This is a genomic window from Streptomyces sp. NBC_00576, assembly GCF_036345175.1.
Lineage (GTDB): Bacteria > Actinomycetota > Actinomycetes > Streptomycetales > Streptomycetaceae > Streptomyces.
In genome coordinates, this window is record NZ_CP107780.1 from 3,351,456 (window position 1) to 3,365,278 (window position 13,823).

The following is a 13,823-nucleotide window of genomic DNA, read 5'->3' on the forward strand; positions in this document are numbered from 1 at the left end:
GCTCGACCGGAAACCCCAGAAGGTCCACATCGCCACCTCTATTGACATTGATTCCGGCGTGTCACTACGGTCTCGCAGGATTTCGAACAAGGTTCGATATTTCGAACGGTTCGGATGCGTGCCCAATGGAGGACACCCCCTATGCGCTACCAACCCAGACGCGGCAACCGCGTGGCGGCCGCCCTGTCCAGTTCGATTCTGGCGACAGCCCTGCTGGTCGGAGGGCCGGGGGCAGGTCCCGCCCAGGCGGCCGACGATCCCAACGCGGTGGCACTGGACAAGGACGCGATCCTCGCCGCCAACCAGCTCGACGAGCCGCAGTGGTACAAGGACAACATCCCGTTCCTGGACACCCCGGACAACGACATCGACGATGTCTACTACTACCGGTGGAGCACCTACAAGCGGGCGCTCCGCTACACCGTGCCGGGCACGGGGTACGTGTCGACCGAGTACGACGTGCCGATCGGCTACGCCGGGAACCCGTACACCGCACTGCCGGACGCCACCGGCTACCACCTCCTGGACGGGCGCTGGCTGCGCAACCAGGACTACGCCGGTGACTACCTGGACTTCTGGCTGCGCGGCGCGGGCAACTCCGGGGCGCGGAACTTCAGTGAGTGGATCACGAGCGCCGCATACCAGCGCTACCTCGTCACCGGTGACGCGGCCGAGATCAAGGCCGATCTCCCGCACCTCGTCGCGCTGTACAAGAAGTGGGACTCCAACTTCACCAACGACATCACGGTGAACGGCACCGCCTCGACCAGCGACCTGTACCACCAGACCCCGCTGTCCGACGCCACGGAGTACACCGAGACGTCGATGCACAGCAGCGACTGGTTCGGCGGCGGCCCCGGCTACCGGCCCACCATCAACGCGTACATGTTCGGCGCCGCCCAGGCGATCAGCAAGATCGCCACCATGACCGGGGACTCCGCGACCGCGACCGAGTACAGCGACAAGGCCGCCTCACTCAAGGCCGGGGTGCAGAACTCGCTCTGGGACCCGCAGCGCCAGTTCTTCATGCAGGTCTACAACACGAACAACACCAACGGCACCCTGAAGCAAACAAGGACGACCTGGCGTGAGGCGATGGGCTTCGCCCCCTGGGCGTTCAACCTGCCCGACGCGCAGTACTCGACGGCGTGGAAGTACCTGACGGACCCGAAGCGGTTCGGAGCGGCGTTCGGGCCCACGACGCTGGAGCGGGTGCACGACTACGAGGCCGAGCAGGCCGCCGTCACTCATGCGAACGTCCACGACTCGTCGACGGCATCCAACGGCAAGTACATCGGCCAGATCGACTTCGCCGACAGCGACGTCACCTTCACCGTGAACGCACCCGGCAACGGCACGTACCCGGTGACCGTCCACTACGCCAACGGCACCACCAGCACCTCGACCCACAATGTCGTCGTGAACGGCGACACCGCCAACCCGCTCACCGTCAGCTACGCCCCCACCGGCAGCTGGGGGCAGTTCTCGGAGTCGAAGTCCGTCACCGTGCAGGTCCCGATGAAGGCGGGGGCCAACACGCTGAAGTTCACCAAGGGGACGGGCTTCGCCGAGATCGACCGGATCGCGACGAACCCCTACTTCAACTACCAGGCGATCCCGGCCTCCCAGCAGCGCGACGACGCCAACTGCTGCCACTGGAACGGCCCGAGCTGGCCGTTCCAGACCAGCCAGATCCTCACCGGCATGGCGAACCTGCTCCAGGACTACCCGGCGCAGAGCTACGTCACCAAGCAGAACTACCAGTCCATGCTGAGCCAGTTCGCCAAACTCCAGCACAAGGACGGCAAGCCCTACATCGCCGAGGCCGCCAACGGTGACACCGGTGACTGGATCTACGACGGATTCAACTTCAGCGAGAACTACAACCACTCCAGCTTCAACGACCTCGTGCTCTCCGGTCTGCTGGGCATCAAGCCCCAGGCCGACAACACGCTGGTACTGAAGCCGCTGATCCCGTCCGGCTGGGACTGGTTCGCGGTGGAGAACGTGCCGTACCACGGACACACCCTCTCGATCCGCTGGGACCGGGACGGCTCGCACTACGGCAAGGGCAGCGGCCTGCAGGTCTTCCAGGACGGCCAGCGCATCCACCAGTCCTCGACCATCGGCAACACCACCGTCAACGTGGCCGCTCCCGTCACGCCGGCGCCGCAGCAGCGGCTGATGAACGTGGCTGCCAACCCGCTGACCGCCGAGCAGGACTGGCTGGGCCGAACCGTCACCCAGCCCTTCCCGAAGGCCTTCGCCTCCTACACCAACACCGTCTCCAACGGCCCGCACTGCCACAGCGGCCAGACCTGCAAGCCCAACACCTTCGACGCCCCGCTGCGGGCCACCGACGGCTGGATCCGGTACGACAAGATCCCCGACGACCGGTGGACCAACTCCGGCTCGCCGAACAGCAGCGATCACCTCGGCGTCGACTTCGGCGCACCGCGCAAGATCAACGAGGTGAAGTTCTACACGTACGACGACGGCGCGAACATCCGCGTCCCGGCGAGCTACACCGTCCAGTACCTCAACAACGGCTCGTGGGTGTCCGTCCCCGGCCAGGTCAAGAGCCCGGCCACGCCAAGAGCCGACAACTCCAACGAGGTGACCTTCCCGACGATCACGACCTCCCAGTTCCGGGTCGTCTTCACCCCGCAGGCGGGCAAGTTCGTCGGTGTCACCGAGCTGGAGTCCTGGTACCCGGAGACACCGGACGTCAAGATCATCAACAAGAACAGCAACCTGGAGCTCGGTGTCGCCGGCTCCTCGATCGCCCCCGGAGGCGCGATCCAGCAGCAGACGGCCACCACCTCCGCGAACCACAAGTGGAAGATCGTTCCCGCCGAGAACGGCTACTACAAGATCTTCAACTCCAACAGCGGCCAGGTACTCGGCATCAACGGCGCCTCCAAGACCGCCGGTGCCACCGCACTGCAGTGGGGCGACACCCTCACCGCCGACCACCTCTGGTCCGTGGTGGACGCCGGGGGCGGCTACTGCAAGATCATCAACAAGAACAGCGGCATGGTTCTGGGGATCGACGGGATGTCCACGTCGTCCGGCGCTCAGGCTCTGCAGTGGGACGACACCGGTACTGCCGACCATCTGTGGCGACTCGTCACCGATGACGGCGCCACTCCGTTCAACTCGTGACCGCGTAACCGACGGACCACCACCGTCCGGAACGGGCTCGACCGGGCCCGTTCCGGACGGCGTCATGTCTCCCTTACCTCGACTCCGGACACATCAGACCCCTGTCGAGCCATGGCTGGGGCGGCTCTCATGGATTCGCGCAGTGGTCTTCGACGTCGGCGGGTGTCTCAGCTGCGACGTGGCGCTCTGGCTACGGGAGCGGCCTGCGACGGACGGCGGACGGCGGACGGCGGACGGCTGGAGTTCAGGTGAGCGGGGCTGACTTCGCGTCCCAGTCGATGTGGTGGTCGAACTGCCAGGCCATCTTCTCCGGGTTGATCAGCTTCATGGCCATCGGCATCACGAGGTCACGCAGGGCGCGGCCGACCGGACCCGCGGTCTTGTTGCTGTTCGTGCGGGCGCCGAGCTTGATGATCCGTTCGACGCGGGGCCGGCGCAGTCGCTCGTACGCCGCGAAAGCCTGGTCGTAGGGCAGGTCCCGCATACAGCGGGCCAGTTCGACAGCGCTTTCGGCGGCGATGGAGGCGCCCTGTCCGGAGCTGGACGAGGCGGCGTGGGCCGCGTCGCCGATCAGGGTCATGCGGCCGTGGGTCCAGTTCGCGACGCTCGGCATGTTCTCCATCGGGCCGGTGATGAGGAGTTGGCCGGCGTCGGTACGGCTGATCATTTCGAGGGCCGGGGTGCGGTCGTCGGCAAAGGCGGTCCGCAGGGTGCGCATCCACTCCTCCGCGCCGATCGCCTGAGCCTCCGCGACGGTCATCGGGGCGCGGTGGGGCAGGTTCACGAACCACACCGCCGAGGAGTCGTCGAAGACCTGGTACCCGAAGAACGCGCGCTTGCCGAAGCACAGGTACATGACACCGTCGGTGGAGGGCATGGAGGGCATGGAGGGCGTCGCTGACGGGTCCAGCCGTGCTCCGAAGCACACCAGGCCGGCGTAGTTCGGCCATGGTGCGGCCGGGTCGATCAGCGAGCGGACCGTGGAGCGGATGCCGTCGGCGCCGATCAGGACGTCGGCGCTCGCCCGGGTACCGTCCGCGAAGTGCGCGGTGATACCGGAGCCAGTGTCCGTCGTACCGGTCAGCCGCTTGCCGTGGTGGATGGGAACGGAGCGGCGCTCTGCCTCGTCGTAGATCGCCCGGTAGAGATCGGCGCGCCAGACGAACTGCGGGACCGGAAGGCGGGCGGGCGGGGCGAACCGCGCGAGGTCCTTGCCCGTCCAGCTCCGTAGGCCCATGGCGGTGACCGGGGTGCCGATGGCGCGGACGAGGTCGCCCGCGCCGATCGCGTCGAGGGCGTCCTGACCGTTCGGGGCGATGGTCATGCCGCCGCCGGCCCCGTCGGCGGTGGTGTCGTACGCCTCGTAGACAGCGGCCTCGATACCCGCACGCTGGAGCGCCATCGCGGCGACCGGGCCGGCGATGCCGCCGCCGATGACCAGCGCGGTGCGGGCTTTGCTCATGCGGGTCATGACTGGTGGCCCCTGGTCGGGTCGTCGATCGTCGGTACGCCGCCGGTCCTGTGGGCGTGCCGCACATCCTGGACATACGCGCGGGAGAACATCGCCGACAGGATCGCGATGCCGCCGCGGTGGATGCGGATCTCGCTGTTCGTCGCCGATCCGGACAAGTGGATGCGGCGGCCGGCCGTCTTGGCGCCCATGGACCCCGTGGCTGAGGACCGGGAGTCCTTGATCTTGCCGCGGGCGGTCCACCTCAGGTTCCAGTGGTCGACGGCGGTGCCGTCGTCGACGAGCAGTTTGACCATCGCCCGGTCCATGTCGAGGTGGATCTCGACGTCGTCGGGGAGGCCGGGGGAACGCAGGTCGAGGACGGCGGCGCCATGGCGGGCCTTGACCTCGAAGCGGCCGGCCTCGGTCCAGTCGCCGAGGTGCTTGACGAGGTCGTGGTCGGAGTGGATGCGCTCGGTGAAGGACGCTTCGGATATCTCAGGCATCTCGATGGTTCCTCTCTGTGCGGTGTCGCACTGACGATTCATAGTCACATTGAAACTAGTATCTCGTCAACTAGTTCACCTGAGGCTAAAGTCCTAGAGTGAAGCCCATGACCCCATCTGCTCCCCGCAGCTCGCCCCTCGCCCTGACCGTCCTGGCCCTGCTGCACTACCAGCCGCTGCATCCGTACGGCATCCAGCGGCTGGTCAAGGACTGGGGCAAGGAGCGGGTCGTCAACGTCAGGCAGCGTGCGGGCCTCTACCGCACGATCGAGCGACTCAATGGCGACGGGCTGATCGCGGTCCGCGAGACCGGGCGCGATCAGCAGTACCCCGAGCGGACCGTGTACGAGGTCACCGACGCGGGGCGCGAGACCGCCCGCGCCTGGCTGGAGACGATGCTCGCCGCGCCCAAGGAGGAGTTCCCGGAGTTCCCGGCCGCCCTCTCGAATCTTCTGCTGCTCACGTCCGCCGAGATGGCGGACGTACTGGAGCGGCGGGTCGACGCCCTCGCGGAGCAGCTCGACGCGTTGGAAGCGTCCTTGGCCGCTGAGGCGGAGCAGGGGCTACCGCGCATCACCCGCCTGGAGACCGAGTACCTGCGGGCCATGACGGCCGCGGAGCTGGAGTGGGTGCGCGCGGTGGTCGAAGACCTGCGGGCGGGCAGGCTCTCGTGGTCGAAGGAGCAGCTGGACGCTTTCGCGGCGGGGCCGACACAGGAGTGAACCCACTCCCGCTACAGCTCCGGCAGCCCTCCGGCGGCCGCACTCGCCAGAGGCCTTGCGGAGTACGAACGCCGGGTGCTCATCGCGCTCCTGTCCATGCACCGAATCGAAGCAAGTGAGGACCCTGTAAAGCCCTGGATAGGCTGGCTCTCATGATTCGCGCAGTGGTCTTCGACGTCGGCGAGTGTCTCGTGGACGAGACCAGGGAGTACGGCACTTGGGCCGACTGGCTCCAGGTGCCCCGCCACACCTTCGCAGCCGTGTTCGGTGCGGTCATCGCCCAAGGTCGTGACTACCGGGAGACCTTCCAGGAGTTCCGGCCTGGTTTCGATCTGGAGGAGGAGCGCGGGAAGCGTGCCGCCGCCGGACATCCCGAAGCGTTCGACGAAGCGGATCTTTATGACGACGTACGACCCGCGCTCGCTCAACTCCGGGCCGACGGGCTGTGGCTGGGCATCGCGGGCAACCAGACGGTCCGGGCCGGGAGAATCCTCCGGGAACTTTTCAGCGACGACGTCGATCTGATCGGGACGTCGGACGACTGGGGCGCAAGCAAACCGGACCCCGCCTTCTTCCGCCGCGTCGCCGAAGTCGTCCCGTTCACAGACGACGAGATCCTGTACGTCGGCGATCGGGTCGACAACGACCTGCGCCCGGCGGTCGCGGCGGGCATGCACACCGCGTTGGTGCATCGCGGGCCTTGGGCAACGATCCAGTGGCGGACCGAGGAGGCGGAGAAGCTGCCGACGTTCAGGATCGAAAGTCTGCGTGAACTGCCCGCATTGATCCGGGACTTCAACAGCATCAGCGAGCCAGCGCGCTGACCGTCGTCGACCAGCCGTACAGCCGGTCGTCCAACTCCCGTACGCACCGCTTGTGCTGGTGCGGCACCAACGCCCGCCGCACCTCGCGCACCCTGTCCATGCCCATCGCATACCAGGTACGTTCCAGCTGATCGAGCGCCCGCAGCGCATATCGGCACGCGGCCTCGGGGTCGTTGGCCGCGGCCTCGACGGCGGCCAGGTCGCCCAGGATGACGGTTGTCTGCTTCTCCTCGCCGGAGCTGAGTGCGTCGAGGACGCCGAGCAGCGTTTCGCGGGCTTGTGGCAAGTGCCCTGCCGTGAGCTGCGTGTTGCCCTTGAAGGCGGCCAGCCGTGCGGGGCTGAACCAGTCCAGCCATTCGGGCGATGCGTGCTCAGAGCCCGAGGCCAAGACATCTTCGGCGTGCCCGATCAGATGCAGTGCGGTGCGGGAGTTGCCGCACCGGGTCTCGCATTCGGCCTCCACTGCGTCGAGCCACGCCAGGAGCTCTGCGGAGGCGGGGCCACGGCGCGCGTAGGTTCGGGCTGCAGTCATACGCTCGGCAGCCTCGTCCCGGCGACCGTCCCGCCCCGGGATGAACGCGGTGTGGGCGAGAATCGCCGAGCCGAGCAGCGGCGCATCTGCTTCGGCTGCTGCTTGCAGCGCGCGAAGCAGTGTCTGCGCGGCGCGCTCCGGCTCACGCAAGTCGAAGAACTCGATCCGGCCGGCAAGCATGAAGGTCTCGGCAAGCGCAGCCGCAACGGCCGTACGCGTCTGCCCCGCCGTCTCCGGCAGAAGCGCACACCCGAGGGTCGCGTGCGCAAGCACTGGCGGGTGCAGCGTGGCCGGAGCAACCGACCAATAGAGGCGACGGTGCGACCGCGTCACCACCGCATAGTCCGCTGCGACGGTGGCGGGCTGGAGAGGGGCCACGACCTGCGTAGGGATCGTGGCAAGACTGGCTGCCACGGGCGTCGCGGCAAGCACAGTGCGATGCCCTCTGTTCACGGCCACACCGTCCGGTGGCGTGAATCCCAGCGATTCAAGGTCCTGGCCGAGCGTACGGGTGAGCGCCTGCTGCACGTCCGGTTGCGGCCACGGCGGGTTCGGCGACTCCCAGCGCCGCACCTGCCGTACTCCCACGCCGAGAGCGTCGGCAAGTGCCTGCTGTGACGTGTACCCCGCGGCCAGTCGGGCCGACTTCAGACGGGTGTTTCCTGCGGACCGGGCCACTGTTCCACCTCCTAGAGCACTGCCGACAGTGTCACAGTGAGCCCTCCTCCATGTCAGCCTTCACTCGAAAAGGTCACCAGAAGTCCCTTTAGCGGCAACGCAAAGCCCTTTAGAAGTCCTCGTTATGGGGACTTGACGCGGCCACCATTAACGCCATGACCACAGGTCGCAACGTGCGCTACGCAGCCCAGACCCTCAAACGGGTAAGAGCCTGGTTCTCGGGACCACGCACACCCAACAAGTCCGCCCGTACGGGCCTCTTACCGAAGGTCGTCCAGCACCCGGCACCCCGTTACCCATCACCCCAGATGTGGGAAGCCATCCTCGCCGGAGCCCGACGCCGCAGGGCGCCGCAGGCGGAGTCCCCCACCATTCCACCTCCCTTCGAGGCACAGTCGCATGCTGATGGGCTCGTTCGCGCCTACGTGCTGCTGCCTACGGGGTCACAACAGACGGCGCTTCGACAGCAGTTGAACGGAGCTGGCCGATGAGCACGGGGAAAGTCAGGGCGGCCGCTCAGCAGGTCGAAGACACCATGCTGCGCGCCTACCGCCTCTGGTTCGAGCACGCCCGCAAGTGCGACACCTGCAAGCGGGTGACCAGCGCGCGGGACGGCTGCGAGGACGGGCGGGAGCTATGGGGTACGTACCGCCTCTCGCGGATCGCGCACCCCGAGGAGAAGGGGCAGCCGTCATGACCTGGAAGGTCGAGCGCACCCCCGGCCGCCCCCTCCACCGCACCGAAGACAACCGCTTCGCCCTCCCTCTCCGTCTGACCCGCACCGGCGACCAGCCCACCGACACGACCCTGACCCTCACCCCCGCCGAGGCCGAGCACCTCCACGCCGCCCTGTGCCGCGCCCTCGACGGCCAACCGGCACCACCGTCCGCACTGGACTGCCGCAGCCCCGTCCAGACGTCACCCGGCACCTCGCACATCATGGGCCGCGCGTAGGACGTACGCCTCCCGATGGCCGCCGTTCCGAGGTACGACGGAATGGGCGGCCATCAGCGCGAGCGCACCCTGGCGACGGGACGGGCCACCACGCGCAATGCAAGCGCCCAGAACCGCCACCTAGTAGTGCTCTGACCACATTGGTTCGCCGGGTGGGCCTTTGGAGCGGCTGGATGGTGACGTTCGTTCCAACCGCTGGAGGTGTGGTGGCCGAGCTTGTGCGGGTGCGCCGACTGACCGATCAGGAAGGGCAGAAACTGCAGCAGATCGTGCGCCGGGGCAGTACCAGCTCGGTGCGCTATCGAGGGGCGATGATGATGCTGGCCTCGGCCGGCGGAAACCGCGTCCCGCTGATCGCCCAGCTCGTCCAGGCCGACGAGGACACCGTCCGCGATGTGATCCACCGCTTCAACAAGATCGGCCTGGCCTGTCTGGACCCTCTGTGGGCGGGAGGCCGTCCCCGCCAACTCAGCCCTGACGACGAGGACTTCGTCATACAGACGGCCACCACCCTGGCCCTGCACCGCTACCCGCGCTGGCGCAACGCCAACGCCCGCCACCCCGACGTACTCGCCGCCCAGCGCAGGGAACGCGCCCGCATCCGCGGCGAGCAGGGCATCCACTGGGGCGGACGCCCCCTCGCCGCCGCAGTCTGACGGCCAGTGACTCAGAAGCCCCGGAAGACACCGTCGTCGTCGACGGAACCGGCGAACTCCTCGAATTCCATGTTCGCGCCCGAGAGGCTGTTCTCAATGCTCCACAGCTCGGCTGCCACAACGCGGATACAACACCCACGATCACCCCGCAGGTCCACCACAAGGAGCGGCAGTTCGGCCGAGGTGACAGCTGCGGAGTCCGCCAGCACAAGAAGGGGATGCCGGTACGAGGGATGGATCAGGTCGATGGCCTGGTCAGGCGTCAAGCCCTCGTACCTCCGGTCATCGACGAGCGCGACGTTGGCCAAGAAGCCGTCCTTGCTGGGCGAATACACTGCCGCCCGAAGAGCGTCCCAGGCACCGTCCGCCGAGAAGTCAGTGCGCACAACAAGGGCTTCCAAAGTGCAGGGGAGCTGCTTCATGCGCGGACAGTACCGCCAAGCCGGTGAACCATTCTGGTGGCAGCACTAGTGTGATGCGCCAGAAATATCGGGGCTAAGTCGCTAGCCTGTTTGTATGTCGCCGGGTCCTCGTGCTGTTGAAGTCACTCTGTCCGCTGAGGAGCGCGCGGAGTTGTCCCGTTGGGTCAGTGGGGTGGTGGCGCCACGTTTTGTGGAGCGGGCGCGCATTGTGCTGGCGTGCGCGGACGGTGCGCCGAATGCGCGTGTGGCAGCAGAGGTCGGCGTGACGGTGTCGACGGTGAGGAAGTGGCGCGGGAAGTTCGCCGCTGAGCGGCTGGCCGGGCTTGAGGATGCCGCTCGTATCGGCCGACCGAAGGCCGACCTGGTCCTGACTGAGGCTGAGCGGGATCAGCTCATCCGGTGGGCGAGGCGGGCGAAGACGGCCCAGTATCTGGCGTTGCGCGCAAGGATCGTGCTGCGCTGTGCAGAGGGCGGGACGAACCGGCAGGCCGCGATCGACCTGGGTGTTGACGAGTCGACGGTGGAACGCTGGCGTGCGAGGTTCATCGTCAAGCGCCTCGACGGCCTGTCCGACGAGCCCCGGGTGGGCCGGCCGCCCTCGATCCTGCTCGATCAGGTCGAGGACGTCATCGTGGCGACCCTGGAGTCCACTCCGGGCAAGGACACGCACTGGTCAAGGGCCTCGATGGCCCAGCGCACGGGCCTGTCGAAATCCACCATCGGGCGGATCTGGAAGCGCTTCGACCTCAAGCCGCACCTCCAGGACTCCTTCAAACTCTCCACCGACCCGCAGTTCGTCGCCAAGGTTGTCGACGTCGTCGGCCTGTACCACCACCCGCCTGAGAAAGCTGTGGTGCTGTGCGTCGACGAGAAGTCCCAGATCCAGGCGCTGGACCGCTCGCAGCCGGTGCTGCCGATGATGCCGGGCATGCCCGAGCGGCGTACCCATGACTACTACCGGCATGGCATCACCAGCCTGTTCGCGGCCTTCAACATCGCCGACGGCACCGTCATATCGGCACTGCACCGCCGCCACCGGGCGATCGAGTTCAAGAAGTTCCTGGTCACGATCGACAAGGCGGTGCCCGCCGGCCTCGACGTCCACCTCGTGTGCGACAACTACGCCACGCACAACACCGCCGACATCAAGACGTGGCTGGGCAGGCACCCCCGTTTCCACGTCCACTTCACCCCGACCGGCTCCTCCTGGATGAACCAAGTCGAGCGGTGGTTCGGCCTGTTGACCGACAAGCTCATCCGTCGGGGCGTCCACACGTCCGTGAAGGCCCTGGAGGACGACATCGCCGCGTGGATCGACACCTGGAACGAGAACCCACGGCCCTTCACCTGGACCAAGACCGCCGACGAGATCCTCAACTCCCTCGCCGACTACCTCACCAAGGTCGGAACCGACAACCAGAAAACAGAGAAGAACTAACCCTCAAGACTTCTGGCGCATCACACTAGTTCTTGGCCGCCAGCAATTGCAGCTCCTGGAATTGCCGCTTGTCGGTGGGCTTCGGCTCGCACAGCACCCGGGCGATCTCGCTCACGCCGACATCACGCAGCAGCCCCGCCAGGCGGTCGGGCGACCAGCGATAGGCCGTCATCACCGAGTGGTCGAAAGACTGCGTGGGGATCGCGGAGTCGTCGGTGGCGAAGCAGCTGATCAGCAGGTGACCGCCAGGGGCCAGGACCCGGGCGAACTCCGCGACCACGGTCGGGAGGTCCTGCGGTGGGATGTGGATGATCGAGGATCGCGAAAGCACCCCGCCCAGCGCGCCGTCCGCGATGTCGAGCGCCGCCATCGAGCCCACCTCGAACCGCAGCTCCGGGTTGGCCTCCTGGGCCAGCCCGATCATCGCGGGCGACGCATCGACACCGAAGGCACGCAGTCCCAACCGCCGTAGGTGAGCGGTGATATGCCCGGGTCCGCAGCCCAGATCCGCGACCTCGCCTTCCCCACCAGCGCGCACCGACTCGGCGAACGCGGCGAGCAGCGCACGCTCCAGCGGCCGGTCGCGCAGAGTGTCGGCGAAGTGCTGCGCGTAGCGCGTTGCGACGGCGTCGTAGGCGTCGCGGGTGGCGGGGAGGGAGTCCAGTTCGACCATTCCGGGAATGTAGTGGGTGCCACTGACACGGGCAGCGCCCGGAGCGACGCAACTCGCCTCGTGGTGTTTGTTTGTAAGCACTTCTTTGGGGGTCTGGCCCAAGTTGTGTGGGCCGACTACGCAGGGTCACGCGAGGAGGACGCGTTTCCGGAGGAGCGGGAAGCCTGCTCGGCCGAACATCTGCCTCTTGAGCATCTTGATCCGGTTCACTGCCCCTTCCACTGGGCCCGAGTTCCAGTCGGTGGTCAGTCCGGCGGTCACTGCGTCGAAGTCGGCTTCCAGGCCGACGGCGAAGGTGCTGACGCCGGGGAGGCCGGCGGTCATGGCGTCGGTGATCCAGTCGGTGAGCCGGCCGCCGTCGAGCGTGGTGAGCATCTCGGCGAACGAGCCGACCAGATGGGCGGTCGTCTCCAGCTCCGGGCACTGGTCCAGGACCGTCTTCCTGCGGATCTTCTCTTCTTCGGTGAGGGTTGCGGGGTGCCGGGTGAGCCAGCCGGTGACCTGGCGGATCGACGGCGCGGCCGGCGCCGGCGGGGTGCCGTTCGACGCGGGCAGGGCCTTGCGGACCCACAGCTGGACGGTGGAGTAGTGACCGCGGAAGCCTCGGGCTGTGATCTCGCGGTGGAGATCGAGGATGGTCACCTTCCCTTCGGTTTCGGCCCAGCGTTGCGTCAGGTAGGGCTTGAACGGGTCGAGTTTGCTGGGCTGTTGGCGCTTTCGGCCCTTGACCATGTCCTGCCAGCGGGCGGCGCGGGCGTACCGCTGGACGGTATGCCGTCCCCAGCTCAGGTGCCGGGCGATCTCCCGGAGCCCCAGTCCCTGGGCGAGCAGGTCGTGGACGAGCGCGTGATGCACCCGGGCGCGTTCGGCGAACTTTCCGGACGGCTCGTCGTCCTCAGGGGCCGGCGCGTCCGTGGTCTCCCACTCAGGTTCGGGCCGAGGTGCCGGGACGGGAAGGTCACGGAGGCAGGGGCGATGGGCGGCGACCGTCTTCTCGGCCGCGTTGGCGAGGTTCTGCCACAGGTGGAAGCGGTCGGCGACTTGCAGAGCCTGTGGTGCGGCGGTGTGAGCCGCGTCGGCGTAGGCCCCGGAGCGGTCGCGGCAAATGACCTCGATCTGCGGGTGCCGGGCCAGCCACGGTGCGAGGGTGGCGGCGTCCCGTTCGGGCAGCAGGTCCAGGACCCGGTGCGTCTCCGCGTCGATCACCACGGTTCCGTAGACGTGCCCGCGGCGCAGTGCGAAGTCGTCGACCCCGACCGCCCTCGGCCGGGTCGCAGGCGGGTCGGGGAGGTCCATCACCCGCCGCAGCAGCGTATTGCGGCTGGTGACGATGCCCAGGTGTGTGGCGAGGCGGGCGCCGGCCCGGCCGGCCAGTGCCAGCCCGACCTTGCTCATCGTGGACCGCAGACGCTCGGTGGCCCGGCCGTGGCGCCTGGTGAGTCCCGGCACCTGTTCGACGAACGTGCGCCGCGGGCATGCCGCGCTCGCGCAGACGAACCGGCGGACTCGCAGTACCAGTACGCACGGCCGTCCGGCACAGGCCAGGTCCGCGGGGAAGCGCAGGTAGGAGCCGTGGATCTGAGCCGACCAGTCCCCGCAGGCCGGGCAACAAGCGCCGCTTGCGGTGCATCGCACCTCGACGCGTATCGCTTCGCCGTCCATCTCGGCGGACGTGAACACGACCTTCGTGTTCGACGGGAACAACAACTCTTGCACTGGAGACGGATCTTCGTTCACGGCAACCGAATGTCGAGCACCTCAGCCATACGAGGAGCGAAATCAAGGCGACTTCCGAACCCCCGC

Annotated in this window: 12 protein-coding genes and 1 pseudogene; 7 read left to right on the top strand and 6 right to left on the bottom strand. The window is 67.5% G+C overall.

Annotated elements, in window-relative coordinates:
* Positions 1-141: 141 nt before the first annotated feature.
* On the top strand, positions 142-3,165 hold the full coding sequence (locus tag OG734_RS13870; RefSeq protein ID WP_330287798.1) for an MGH1-like glycoside hydrolase domain-containing protein: 3,024 nt from the start codon (positions 142-144) through the stop codon (positions 3,163-3,165).
* A gap of 244 nt (positions 3,166-3,409) precedes the next feature.
* Here OG734_RS13870 and OG734_RS13875 read toward each other — a convergent pair whose 3' ends face one another.
* Both OG734_RS13875 and OG734_RS13880 read right to left on the bottom strand, forming a co-directional pair.
* The gene (locus OG734_RS13875) at positions 3,410-4,636 is read right to left on the bottom strand and encodes an FAD-dependent oxidoreductase (protein WP_330287799.1); all 1,227 of its coding nucleotides are present in this window, start codon (positions 4,634-4,636) and stop codon (positions 3,410-3,412) included.
* Positions 4,633-5,121 (bottom strand): hypothetical protein, encoded by a 489-nt coding sequence (locus OG734_RS13880; protein ID WP_330287800.1) that lies wholly within the window; start codon positions 5,119-5,121, stop codon positions 4,633-4,635. The genes OG734_RS13875 and OG734_RS13880 overlap by 4 nt, the downstream gene beginning before the upstream one ends.
* 107 nt (positions 5,122-5,228) lie before the next feature.
* On the opposite strand from OG734_RS13880, the gene OG734_RS13885 reads away from it, so the two are divergent.
* Positions 5,229-5,843 (top strand): PadR family transcriptional regulator, encoded by a 615-nt coding sequence (locus OG734_RS13885; RefSeq protein ID WP_330287801.1) that lies wholly within the window; start codon positions 5,229-5,231, stop codon positions 5,841-5,843.
* A 152-nt stretch (positions 5,844-5,995) separates the two neighbouring features.
* Positions 5,996-6,667 carry an HAD family hydrolase gene (locus OG734_RS13890; RefSeq protein ID WP_330287802.1) on the top strand — a complete coding sequence of 224 codons (672 nt, stop codon included), beginning with the start codon at positions 5,996-5,998 and terminating at the stop codon, positions 6,665-6,667.
* Here the strand turns inward: OG734_RS13890 and OG734_RS13895 are convergent.
* Entirely contained in the window at positions 6,648-7,877 is a 1,230-nt protein-coding gene (locus OG734_RS13895) for a helix-turn-helix transcriptional regulator (protein WP_330287803.1), read from the bottom strand. The genes OG734_RS13890 and OG734_RS13895 overlap by 20 nt on opposite strands.
* A gap of 487 nt (positions 7,878-8,364) precedes the next feature.
* On the opposite strand from OG734_RS13895, the gene OG734_RS13900 reads away from it, so the two are divergent.
* The 3 genes and pseudogenes from OG734_RS13900 to OG734_RS13910 form a co-directional block, all read left to right on the top strand.
* Entirely contained in the window at positions 8,365-8,574 is a 210-nt protein-coding gene (locus OG734_RS13900) for a hypothetical protein (RefSeq protein ID WP_330287804.1), read from the top strand.
* Positions 8,571-8,831 (top strand): hypothetical protein, encoded by a 261-nt coding sequence (locus OG734_RS13905; protein WP_330287805.1) that lies wholly within the window; start codon positions 8,571-8,573, stop codon positions 8,829-8,831. The genes OG734_RS13900 and OG734_RS13905 overlap by 4 nt, the downstream gene beginning before the upstream one ends.
* A 206-nt stretch (positions 8,832-9,037) precedes the next feature.
* A pseudogene (locus tag OG734_RS13910) lies at positions 9,038-9,343 on the top strand (helix-turn-helix domain-containing protein); the annotation flags it as partial.
* Positions 9,344-9,498: 155 nt separating this feature from the next.
* Here OG734_RS13910 and OG734_RS13915 read toward each other — a convergent pair.
* Positions 9,499-9,909 (bottom strand): DUF6924 domain-containing protein, encoded by a 411-nt coding sequence (locus tag OG734_RS13915; protein ID WP_330287806.1) that lies wholly within the window; start codon positions 9,907-9,909, stop codon positions 9,499-9,501.
* Between the two features lie 94 nt (positions 9,910-10,003).
* On the opposite strand from OG734_RS13915, the gene OG734_RS13920 reads away from it, so the two are divergent.
* Positions 10,004-11,347 (top strand): IS630 family transposase, encoded by a 1,344-nt coding sequence (locus OG734_RS13920; RefSeq protein ID WP_330287807.1) that lies wholly within the window; start codon positions 10,004-10,006, stop codon positions 11,345-11,347.
* Between the two features lie 25 nt (positions 11,348-11,372).
* Here OG734_RS13920 and OG734_RS13925 read toward each other — a convergent pair whose 3' ends face one another.
* Both OG734_RS13925 and OG734_RS13930 read right to left on the bottom strand, forming a co-directional pair.
* The gene (locus OG734_RS13925; RefSeq protein WP_330287808.1) at positions 11,373-12,020 is read right to left on the bottom strand and encodes a class I SAM-dependent DNA methyltransferase; all 648 of its coding nucleotides are present in this window, start codon (positions 12,018-12,020) and stop codon (positions 11,373-11,375) included.
* Positions 12,021-12,146: 126 nt separating this feature from the next.
* Positions 12,147-13,736, bottom strand: a complete 1,590-nt coding sequence (locus OG734_RS13930) for an ISL3 family transposase (protein WP_330287809.1) — start codon at positions 13,734-13,736, stop codon at positions 12,147-12,149.
* Positions 13,737-13,823: the final 87 nt, after the last annotated feature.

Excerpts from the sequence above, each read along its gene's own strand:
- OG734_RS13870 (WP_330287798.1), top strand. The coding sequence starts at position 142 with ATGCGCTACCAACCCAGACGCGGCAACCGCGTGGCGGCCGCCCTGTCC.
- OG734_RS13925 (WP_330287808.1), bottom strand. The coding sequence starts at position 12,020 with ATGGTCGAACTGGACTCCCTCCCCGCCACCCGCGACGCCTACGACGCC.
- OG734_RS13875 (WP_330287799.1), bottom strand. The coding sequence starts at position 4,636 with ATGACCCGCATGAGCAAAGCCCGCACCGCGCTGGTCATCGGCGGCGGC.
- OG734_RS13885 (WP_330287801.1), top strand. The coding sequence starts at position 5,229 with ATGACCCCATCTGCTCCCCGCAGCTCGCCCCTCGCCCTGACCGTCCTG.
- OG734_RS13915 (WP_330287806.1), bottom strand. The coding sequence starts at position 9,909 with ATGAAGCAGCTCCCCTGCACTTTGGAAGCCCTTGTTGTGCGCACTGAC.
- OG734_RS13900 (WP_330287804.1), top strand. The coding sequence starts at position 8,365 with ATGAGCACGGGGAAAGTCAGGGCGGCCGCTCAGCAGGTCGAAGACACC.
- OG734_RS13890 (WP_330287802.1), top strand. The coding sequence starts at position 5,996 with ATGATTCGCGCAGTGGTCTTCGACGTCGGCGAGTGTCTCGTGGACGAG.
- OG734_RS13920 (WP_330287807.1), top strand. The coding sequence starts at position 10,004 with ATGTCGCCGGGTCCTCGTGCTGTTGAAGTCACTCTGTCCGCTGAGGAG.
- OG734_RS13905 (WP_330287805.1), top strand. The coding sequence starts at position 8,571 with ATGACCTGGAAGGTCGAGCGCACCCCCGGCCGCCCCCTCCACCGCACC.
- OG734_RS13880 (WP_330287800.1), bottom strand. The coding sequence starts at position 5,121 with ATGCCTGAGATATCCGAAGCGTCCTTCACCGAGCGCATCCACTCCGAC.